At 41.9% G+C, this 10,612-nt stretch carries 7 protein-coding genes; 6 read left to right on the forward strand and 1 reads right to left on the reverse strand.

Features of this window, described 5'->3' with window-relative positions:
* Positions 1-66 precede the first annotated feature (66 nt).
* The 6 genes from QZ334_RS04765 (at position 67) to hemQ (ending at position 8,782) form a co-directional block, all read left to right on the forward strand.
* Positions 67-1,338, forward strand: a complete 1,272-nt coding sequence (locus tag QZ334_RS04765) for a metallophosphoesterase family protein (protein WP_295232360.1) — start codon at positions 67-69, stop codon at positions 1,336-1,338.
* The gene (locus tag QZ334_RS04770; RefSeq protein ID WP_295232363.1) at positions 1,328-4,210 is read left to right on the forward strand and encodes an ATP-binding protein; all 2,883 of its coding nucleotides are present in this window, start codon (positions 1,328-1,330) and stop codon (positions 4,208-4,210) included. The genes QZ334_RS04765 and QZ334_RS04770 overlap by 11 nt, the downstream gene beginning before the upstream one ends.
* 131 nt (positions 4,211-4,341) lie before the next feature.
* Positions 4,342-5,385: a uroporphyrinogen decarboxylase gene (gene hemE / locus QZ334_RS04775; protein WP_227720510.1), complete on the forward strand. Its 1,044-nt coding sequence runs from the start codon at positions 4,342-4,344 to the stop codon at positions 5,383-5,385.
* A gap of 4 nt (positions 5,386-5,389) precedes the next feature.
* Entirely contained in the window at positions 5,390-6,289 is a 900-nt protein-coding gene (gene hemH / locus QZ334_RS04780; protein WP_295232367.1) for a ferrochelatase, read from the forward strand.
* The gene (hemG, locus tag QZ334_RS04785; protein WP_295232368.1) at positions 6,286-7,908 is read left to right on the forward strand and encodes a protoporphyrinogen oxidase; all 1,623 of its coding nucleotides are present in this window, start codon (positions 6,286-6,288) and stop codon (positions 7,906-7,908) included. Before hemH ends, hemG begins: the two co-directional genes overlap by 4 nt.
* A 142-nt stretch (positions 7,909-8,050) precedes the next feature.
* Positions 8,051-8,782, forward strand: coding sequence for a hydrogen peroxide-dependent heme synthase (gene hemQ / locus QZ334_RS04790; RefSeq protein ID WP_005387634.1), 732 nt, complete (start codon positions 8,051-8,053; stop codon positions 8,780-8,782).
* A 304-nt stretch (positions 8,783-9,086) separates the two neighbouring features.
* On the opposite strand, the gene QZ334_RS04795 is transcribed toward hemQ, so the two are convergent.
* Positions 9,087-10,424: an MFS transporter gene (locus QZ334_RS04795; protein ID WP_295232370.1), complete on the reverse strand. Its 1,338-nt coding sequence runs from the start codon at positions 10,422-10,424 to the stop codon at positions 9,087-9,089.
* Between the last annotated feature and the right edge of the window lie 188 nt (positions 10,425-10,612).

Raw genomic sequence — 10,612 nt, forward strand, 5'->3', positions numbered from 1 at the left:
ATAATAGAGTATTGTAATTACTATATATAACTATAATAAAAGTACTAATATAAGGAGTGGATATAGATGCAGCCATTTCGATTTATACACTGTGGTGACCTGCATTTAGGGGCACCCTTCCAATATGCTACAGGTATTAGCCGCGCCGTTGATCGCGCCGTGAGCGAAGCAACCTATGTAGCCTTTGATACAATTATTGACACTGCTATCGATGAGCATGTTCATGCTGTTGTCATAGCTGGTGATATTTATAATAGCGAAGACCATAATTTAGAGGCTCAAGTGCGCTTTGTACGTGCCATGTATCGCTTGGCAGAGCATCGCATTGCAGTTTATATGGTGCAAGGTAATCATGACCCTGCTGAAAGCTGGAAGGCTCAATTACAGATGCCTGACAATGTGCATGTATTCTCTAGTGAACAAGTACAACGTTTCCCATTAATTGTTAACAATATAGAAATTGGTGGCGTTTACGGCATTAGCTGTGGCCATGGTAATGAAAGTGACAATTATGCGCGCCAATACCGTGCCTTTGAACGAGATGAGTTTTCTTTTGCAGTTATGCACGGCACAGTCGGTTCTAGTGCAGGATCTGAAAATCATAATGTAACTGGTCCGTGTAGTTTAACAGACCTAGCAGAAGCAGCCATGGACTATTGGGCGTTAGGACATATTCATAAATCTCAAGTTCTTAGCGAGGAACCTCTCGTTGTATATGCTGGTAATCCTCAAGGTTTACACCGCAAAGAAATAGGCCCTAAGGGGTGCTATCTTGTTTCTGTATCCCATAATGGTCATTGTGAACCTCGATTTATTGAAACCAGTGCTATCCGTTTTGAAGAAATCAAAATTGATATTGCGGGCATGAAAACTGAAGCAGAATTCTTAGAAATTTTACGCCATAAGAAAGAAAACTTGCGTAAACAGTATAAGAAAAACATTTTACTTTCTATTGTTCTCGTAGGCACAGGGCCATTGCATCGTTTATGTACACAAGAAGGTGTGCGTAAATTATGGTTGCAAGAGTCTCAAAGCGAAGAGAAGAGTAAATCTATATTCGTTATGCCATACCGCGTGATGTGTAATACGCGTCTTAGTATCAATTTAGCGGAGCGTAGATTGTTATCTGATGTGGTAGGCGATTATTTGCGCGCCTATGACGATATGGTTGATGGTAATGCAGTACAGACGGCACGTCAAATTTTGGCAGAACGTCCTGAATTTAAACGCTTAGGTGTATATGCCGATTTGTTGAGTGATGAGTTATTATTGCGTGCCTTGAAGCGCTGTGAAATTGAAGGTGTTACTGTATTGATGGGGGCTAACGATGAACATTAAACGCATACGATTTGATGAATTTGGCCCGTATCGCGACTGGTCTTTCACTACCGGTGATCATGGGGTTCAGCTCATGTATGGTCCTAATGAAAGTGGTAAAACATCTCTTCTTGAAGGGATGCGCACCCTTTTATTCGGCGGTACGCATAAGGCTTATGGTCCTATGACGGGTGCCCTCGATGTGGAGCGTAATGGTGAAAGCTACTACATCGGTCGTAAGGGTAAACAACTAGACTTTTACAGTCCTGGACATCCTGCCATTCATGAAGAGCCTGCTCAACATTGGTGGCATGGTATCGATAAAAAAACATATAACCGGATTTTCGGATTAACCCTTGATGATTTACAAGGCCTCGATGTGTTGCAAGAGGTAGAGATTCGATCCCGCTTCTTCGGTGCTGAAGGTGGGGAACACTTGGGCTCTGTTGTAAAAGACGTTGAAAAAGGAGCTACTGATTTATTGGTAGCGTCCTCCAATGGTAAACGCCGCATCAACGTGTTGATGGATGAGCTTAAGGAAAATCGCCAAAAGTTAAGCCATTTAGCCGAGCATGAAGCGCAATATGTAGAACTGCAAAAGGCCTTTCACAGTACAGAGCAGACTGAGGCAGAATTGCAAGGTCAGTTGCAAGAGTGGAAAGAATACCGCGATGGTATAGATGTGGTATTGCGCGCGTGGGATACGTATCGTCGTAGCGAAGAAGCGCGTATGCACATGCAGCAGTATAATAGCGAGCTTGCCTTGAGCCGTGATGAGTTCCTTCGTATCGATGAGGAAATCAAACGCGCTAGAGACAACATGCAGCTGTGGCAGGAGAAGGAAGCGGCCCTAATGCCGGCTAACTTTAGTCCTGATAGTCCGTTTGGCACCTATGGTCAAGATATTGAAGACCTCATCCAACAAGGTGCTAAATGGGAACAATTGCGCCGTGAATGTGAAGAAGGGGATGCGTACATCTTTAAGGTACGGGAACAATTAGAATTTTCTCGTTCTATGCATTCAGCATGGCGTGATGATGAACCGATGGCCGATGATGTGAATTGGTTTGAAGGTGAGCGCTTAGCAAGTCGCTTGCGTACTGCTAAAGACCAATTATTGCATTGGCAAGATCGTAAACCTGCTGAGGCATCTGATGATTTGCCAGCAGCTAACCTTGACGGGGCATCCTTGCCAAATTACAGTGAAGAAGACTTGGCAAAAAAAGAACATCTTGAACGTGAACTAGAGCTTATCTTGATGGATATAGATCGAGTTACGGAAAAACGAGATAGCTATGGTCCAGATGCACAACCGAGTCATTTGCCAAAATGGTTACAACGCATTAGCGGTGTAGCAGCCGTTATTGGTGTACTACTTGTATTAGCGGGCCTCTTAGTATTAGAGTCCGTCCTATATACAATCGGTGGCTTTATATTGTTAATCCTATCGATGGCATTGTTCTGGTATGCAACATGGAAACGCCATAATGGTAATTCTGATGTATCTAAACTGAACTATGAGTTACAAATCTTGTCCTCTCGTAAATCTGATGTAGAACATCAGCTAGAGGCGTTGGTTAAAGCCGCAACACCTGTGGTGAGCCCAATTCCATCCATAGAAGGGGCGGCACATCTTGATCGTTGGGTCCAAGAAGGTCATACGTTGCAAGCTATTTATGATGAAGCCCTTGCAGCTTGGCAGAATTGGTTGCCTCAAGGTGCGGCGAAGAGCCTTAACGAAGATGATTTCTTCGGTCTCAAACAAGAGTACGATCAGTATCATGAACAGTTACGTACTATTGAAGGTTATGAAAAGCGCTTAGCAGAGCACAAAGAGGGCTTACGTGTTATCGAAGACCAAGCCATGACCTTGTGGTATAACCTTGGTGTTGAGGCTCCTGTATCTCCTACAGAGTTAAAACGTATTTATAACCAATATAAAAACTTCCAACAAAATAAAATTGTATGGGAACAAAAGGAAGCACAACGTAAAAGCTTCCGCAATGAATACGATAATTGGCACCGCAAAGAAAAAGAATTGCTACTTCGTCAACAAGAGCTCTTGCACAAGGCTGGCATGGAAAGCTCCAACGAGTATCGTCAACATCTTATCGATGAAGACCAATACAAGCAATGGCAAACCATTTACAAGCAAAGTCAGGTACAGTTAGATTTATTAGCTCCTGATGCGGAGAATAGAGATTTATTCTATCGTCGCTTGCGTGAAGGCAATAAGGATAATTGGCTTGATGAATTGGCGCATTCTGAACGAGAAATAGCATCCATTGAAGACAAGTTGGCAATATTATATGAGCGCCGTGGTCAAATTGTGGAGTCTATGCGTGCCCTAGGTTCTGACCAAGAGCAACACCAAATGCTTCAAGAACGGGAAGCGTTGCAAAATGAGTTAGAATCTGCTCTCGAAGATTGGGCTACTCAAGTGTTGATGAGCCACTGCATGGATAAGGCTCAACAATCGTACGAGCAAGAAAAACAGCCTCATATGTTAGAGCTTGCATCTTCTTATATAGAACGTTTGACTGGCGGTATTTATACCTTTGATATCCTCGGGATCAACGAAGGGGTAGCACTGGTTAATGGTAATGGAGAACGCTTAGAACTTAAGTTCTGGTCTAGTGGATTAGCCGATCAAGTCTACTTGGCATTGCGCCTAGCATTAGCTAAGGTATTCTCTTACCAAGTTGAATCCTTGCCAATTATCCTAGACGATATTCTCGTGCGCTTTGATGAAAACCGTCAACGTAGTGCCTTAGAACTATTAGCAGAAATAGGCAAGAACCAACAAATCTGGTTGTTTACATGCCAACGCTCTGTATTTGATATGGCTCAATCCGTTACAGGTATTGATTGCCATAGATTAAGTCGCAATTAAATGTAACCCCTGTGAAGGTATATAGCTTTCACAGGGAATAGTAATGGCGACGTTACAAATGATGTAACTAAAGTAACTGTTTTAGTTATCATAGTGTGTTAGTATTGATTAGAAAGAAAGAGGTTGAGTACTTGAATACAGCATATTTAGATATGATCCAAGGTAAGAACCCTGGTGTAACACCTGTGTGGTATATGCGCCAAGCTGGTCGTAGCCAAGCGGAATATCGCAAAATTAAAGAAAAATATACACTCTTTGAAATTACAAAAGAGCCTGAATTATGTGCTCGTGTTACAGAGCTACCTGTAAAAGAATACGGCGTAGATGCAGCCATCCTTTATAAGGACATTATGAGTCCTATGGTGGGGATGAATGTAAACGTAGAACTCAAGGCTGGTGTGGGCCCTGTGTTTAATACACCAATTCGCTCCATGGCTGATGTAGATACATTAGATACCTTTGATCCTACAAAGGTAGATTATATTGGAAAAACGATTAGTCTATTAACATCTGGTATGCTCGATGTTCCGCTCATTGGGTTCTGTGGCGCACCATTTACGATTGCGTCTTACCTCATCGAAGGGGGACCAACAAAGAATTATAATAAGACCCGTGGCATGCTCATCGGTGCACCAGATGTGTGGAATGCATTGATGACAAAGTTAGCAGATATGTCCATTGAATATTTGTCTATGCAAGCCGAAGCAGGTGCGAATGCATTACAAATCTTCGACTCTTGGGTTGGTGCAGTGAATGCGGACCAATATAAACAAGGTATTTATCCTCATATGGAACGCATTATTAAGACTGTAAAGAAGCGATATCCTAACTTGCCTATGGCTATGAATGGTGTTGGTACAGATCATCTTGTATCTATTTGGTCTCATTTGCCATTGGATGTAATCGCTCTTGATTGGCGTAGCTCCATCGTTATGGCTAATGAACGAGGCGTAACACAAACGGTACAAGGTAATCTCGATCCAGCCTACTTATTCGCTGATGAAAAAACATTAGCTCACGAAGTGGATCGTATCTTACTTGATGGTGTTCGTTATGGCCGTCATATCTTTAACTTAGGTCATGGCGTATTCCCAGAGGCGGATCCTAAAAAGCTCCATTGGCTCACAGACTATGTACATGAACGCAGTCGTGAATTATGGGCACAAGAGGGGTAAGCTAGTGAACATCGATAAAAAAGGATTATTATTCTTATCCTATGGTAGCCCTTCAAGTAAGGATGATTTAGTACCATATATGACGAGTATTCGTCATGGTCGCGTGCCGACCGATGCTGAAGTTGCAAATCTTACCCATCGTTATGATGTCATTGGTCAGTGGTCCAACGTAGAATTACAAACGATGGCAGAACGTCAATATAATAGACTGCTTACTTTGTTGCCATCCATACCATCGGCCATTGGATATCTTCATATGAAGCCGTCCATTGCTGATGCGGTAGATGCATTAGTCAAACAAGGTGTAGAGCATATTATCGCTATCGTAACGGCCCCATTCTTTACGTCTCTTGGTACTGGCGCTTATGAGAAACAAGTGCAGGCTGCAATTTGTGGCTTTCAAGATGTAACCTTTGATGTTATTCGTGCTTGGTGGGATCAACCTTCCTTTATCGAGTATTGGGTAAAAGCAGTTTCAGACTGCATCAATGACACTAAAGATGTATTTGTTATTTTTAGTGCTCATAGCATACCTCTTATTAATAGTCATAATGGAGACTCTTATGCATTGGCCTTAGAGGAAAGTGCAAAAGAAATCGCAGAACGTTGTGGTTTAGAACAGTGGTCTGTAGCTTGGCAGAGCGCAGCCCCTCACGGACAATGGTTAGGGCCAACCGTAGCGGAAGCAATCAATCAAGCTCTACGTAGTGGTGCGATACATATAGCCTTTGTACCATTTGGCTTTGTAAGCAATCATGTAGAGGTATTGTACGATAATGATGTAGAGTGTAAAGAACTCGTTGATGCTGGCGGCGCTGTATATATGCGTGCAGAAATGCCGAATTGTGATGAAACATTCTTGCAAGCGATGGCGAGTGCAATAATAGAAAGGATTCATTCGTGAATGTAACAATAGTGGGCGGTGGCTTAACCGGATTGACAGCGGCTTATTATTTAGGCCATGCAAAGCCGGACTGGACCATCACTCTTTATGAACAAGCACCACGATTTGGTGGGAAAATACAAACACAACGCGTCGATGACTTCGTGGTTGAGCTGGGACCTGATTCTTACTTAGGCCGTAAAACGGAAATGACGGATCTCGTCTATGATCTCGGATTAGGGGACACCCTTGTATCGAATGAAACAGGGCAAGCCTTTGTGTATGACAAGGGTTCCATACATCCTATTCCAGGTGGTTCTATCATGGGGATTCCAACGGAAATGATGCCTTTTGTGAAAGCAACGCTCATTTCGTGGCCTGGGAAATTGCGCGCTAGCTTAGATTACTTTAAAAAGCCTTATCAGCTCGATAAAAATGGTGATGTATCCATTGGTCACTTCTTTAAATACCATTTGGGACAAGAAATGATGGATAAGCTCATCGAACCATTATTAGCTGGTATCTATGGTGGCGATATCTATAAAATCAGTTTATTGTCTACGTTCCCTCATTTTATTCAAGTAGAACAAAAATATGGGAATATGGTAAAAGGTATGATGGCTGCTAAGATGGGCCACTCCAAAGCGGGGGTTACTAAAGCGGCTAAAGGTGCTGTTGCTGAAGGTGACGTACCGCGTGCTGGTAAAGGGACTATGACAGACCGTCAATTTGAAAGTCATGAAGCGAAGGCCACTAAGGCACATGCGGATATGGCAAGTCGCAAGGGCACTGCTGCTCAATCTGGCATGTTCCGTCAATTGACAGGTGGTCTTGAAAGCGTTATTACGGCCATCGTTGAAGCAATGCCTAGCAATGTATCACTACATACCAGTGCATTAGTCTCTGATATTCGCTACACCGATGGTCAATATGCATTAGACGTCGTAAAACAAGATTCCGAGGACTGTAACTGTAACGGTCAATTAGCAAGTCATGAAAATTCCAATGTAGAATTAGGCCTTGATATGAGAACTAGTAGTGATGACGTTACTGCTAATGCAGATCACGTGATCATCTGCACACCGCCGGCAACGTATAATCAGTGGTTTAAAGATGATACTGGTTTTGATTTCTTGCGCTCCATGGAACAGTCTAGTTGCGCTATTGCCATCATGGCCTTTGATAAAAGTACCTTCGATGGTGAATTAAAAGGCTCTGGCCTGTTGATTACACGCAACACAGATACACCGCTCACGGCATGTACAATCCTTAATCAAAAGTGGCCACAAACAACGCCTGACGATAAGATTGTATTGCGCGTCTTTATCGGTAAACCTGGCAATGATGTAGTAGAACATCTCAATGATGAGGAACTTTCAGAATTAGCAGTGAAAGAAATTCAACGCATTATGAGTTTCTCTACGCAACCTGAATGGGTTCGTATCAATCGTCTCATCCACTGCATGCCGCAATATAATGTGGGCCATCGGGCAGGTATTACAGCTGTGCGTAAACATGTAGCCGAGAATTATCCAAACTTACACCTTATTGGCACTCCATTTGATGGAATTGGTATTCCTGATGGTGTGAAACAGGCGAAAGAACTCATACAGTCTATTGTAGGCAGTAATGAAAACTAATATTAAGTAGTGAGAACTAATATTAATAAATAATTATAAGAAAAGACTCCATATGCTATAATAGTATATGGAGTCTTTTCGATTCTTATAGTAATAGAAATATATCATTTTAATATAATCACCATAGATAGGAGTGATCATAATGGGGAAAGCAATCCCTACAGTAGAAGGTTGGCATAGCCAACACATGGTATTTGCCATGGACTTTAGCGCATGGAACTGCTTTACAGCTGAAGAAAAAGCGGAAGCGCGCAACGAATTAAAAGTATTTTTAGCGGATCTTGAGGCTAAACATCAAGCTAAAGAAGGTAGCTATGCATTCTATGATTGCAATGGCGCAAAAGGGGATTTAATCCTATGGATCCTTGGTCCATCCCTTGAATACTTGGCACAAGTAGAACGCAAATTCCGTCGCCTCGCTATTGCAAGCGTATTAGTTCAAACATATTCCTATACATCTGTAACAGAAGTCAGTGCTTACGTTAAAGCTAAACTCGATACAGAAGAAGTCAACCAAAAACTGTACCCTCATGTACCTCGCGATAAATACATCTGCTTCTATAACATGAGCAAAAAACGTGAAGGTGATGACAACTGGTTCATGCTACCACCACAAGAACGCGGCATGTTGATGAAATCTCACGGCGAGCTTGGTAAAACATATTTAGACGTTCTATCTGAATTTACAACAGGTGGCTGTGGACTAGACGACTGGGAATGGGGTATTACTATCTTCAGTAACGACGACATCCAATTCAAAAAAATCGTATACGATATGCGCTTTGAAATCGCCAGTGCAAAATACGGCATCTTTAGCGACTTCTACGTTGGTACCATCATCGACGATGCATTACTAGAAGAAATCTTTGGATAATAAAAGGGACTGCTTAGCAGTCCCCTTTTCTTCCCTTGAAATGAAGGTTATAATTTTGAACAGAAAATTTGTTAACGTCTTGTACTGCGTAAAATATAATTCACTATGTTTGAGTAGGATATCCATAACTATATTCTTATAAAAGAAAACCCCGCATTGATCCGACTTACGAGGTCAAGGCCCTAGGCCGCAGACCTGATAAGTATGGAGGAGAGATGCGGGGTTTCTTTTATCACTTAGTTAAGAAAAGTGAATTATATTTTGTAGTATGCTGATGTGAACGTAAATTTTCTGTTCCAGAAAATTATACGTTCATGTTCGCGCTTTTACGTACATAGAACCAGTAGCATACTGCTACAGTTACGATGTTGAAGGCTAACAATACTGCGAAGGCTGGATGGATATTACCGAATGTGGAATATACAAAGCCGAAGATTTTAGGTGTAATGAATGCACCGTATGCAGCTACGGCAGCTACGAAGCCTGTGATTAAAGAGGAAAGCAATGGATTACCGAATACGTGAGGAATCATACGGAATGTAGCGCCAGTTGCGAAGCCACAGCATACGAATGTCAACACGGACATAGCAAAGAAGAATGGGAAGTTGTGCATATCTACGCCAACTGCAATTAGAGCTGTTGTAGCACATAGTCCGAGAAGGCTTACAAAGGTAACTTTTGTACCGCTGTTAATTTTGTCTGCTAACCAACCACCTACAGGACGAAGTGCACCTGCTACAAGTGGACCTACGAATGCGATAGAAGCAAATGGTACTTCTGGGAATTCTTTACCTACTAATAGACCAAGTGCTGCTGCATAACCAGAGAAGGCACCGAAGGAACAGGTATATAACAATGTAAGTGCCCAAGTGTGTTTATTACCAAAGATTTGTACAAGGTTTTTAGGATTTGGTTTTTCTAATGGCAAGTTATCCATGAATCGTGTCATAAGTGCAAGGATAACAACGAGTGGTACAATCCACATGAAAGCAGCATTAGCAAGATATACTGCATTACCTTTAATGATAGCTGGTGTTACACCGAATACGCTACCTAATGCAGCAGAACCCATAGCGAATGGAGCTAAGAAGTAGATTACGGAAATACCAAGGTTACCAACGCCGCCGTTGATACCAAGAGCAGTACCTTTTTCGGATTTAGGGAAGAAGTTGCCAATGTACGCCATGGAGGACGAGAAGTTGGCGCCCGCTAAACCGATAAGGGCAGTCAAAATCATGAATGTCGTATAAGAAGTTGTTGTATCTTGAACGGCAAAGCCGAGCCATACAACAGGAACTAATAGAATAAGTGTGGAAATAAATGTCCAGTTTTTACCACCGATTAAGGCTGGCATGTAGGTATATACAAAACGTAATGTAGCACCTACAAGGCCTGGCAACGCAGCTAAGGTAAATAATTGATCGGTTGTGAAATTAAAGCCTGCGCCGTTGAGTTGCGCTGCAATGGTTGCCCATAAATACCATACACAGAATGAAAGGGTTAATGCAATTGTGGATATAACCAAGTTTTGTTTAGCAATTTTTTTACCAAACTTTTCCCAAAATTCTGGATTATCTGGTTGCCAATTAGCCACAATTTCGCTTCGGCTTGCCCCTACTTGAGGCATTTTTAGTTCGCTCATTTTGAACTTCTCCTTACTGAAAAACTATACATGCAATGAAGACATGGAAGATACAAGTATCAGTCAATGTATATGAATATTGCAATCTATAGAATTTCTATAGAAAGTATTCGAATTACCTAGAGAACTGAGTTATAATTATTGTATCAACAAAATTTGCAATGTCTTATATCACAAATATATTATAT

The sequence above is a fragment of the Veillonella sp. genome (assembly GCF_019414865.1).
In the GTDB taxonomy this organism is placed as follows: domain Bacteria; phylum Bacillota; class Negativicutes; order Veillonellales; family Veillonellaceae; genus Veillonella.

Coding starts and splice junctions, on each gene's coding strand:
- QZ334_RS04770 (WP_295232363.1), top strand. CDS start 1,328: ATGAACATTAAACGCATACGATTTGATGAATTTGGCCCGTATCGCGAC.
- hemQ (WP_005387634.1), top strand. CDS start 8,051: ATGGGGAAAGCAATCCCTACAGTAGAAGGTTGGCATAGCCAACACATG.
- QZ334_RS04795 (WP_295232370.1), bottom strand. CDS start 10,424: ATGAGCGAACTAAAAATGCCTCAAGTAGGGGCAAGCCGAAGCGAAATT.
- QZ334_RS04765 (WP_295232360.1), top strand. CDS start 67: ATGCAGCCATTTCGATTTATACACTGTGGTGACCTGCATTTAGGGGCA.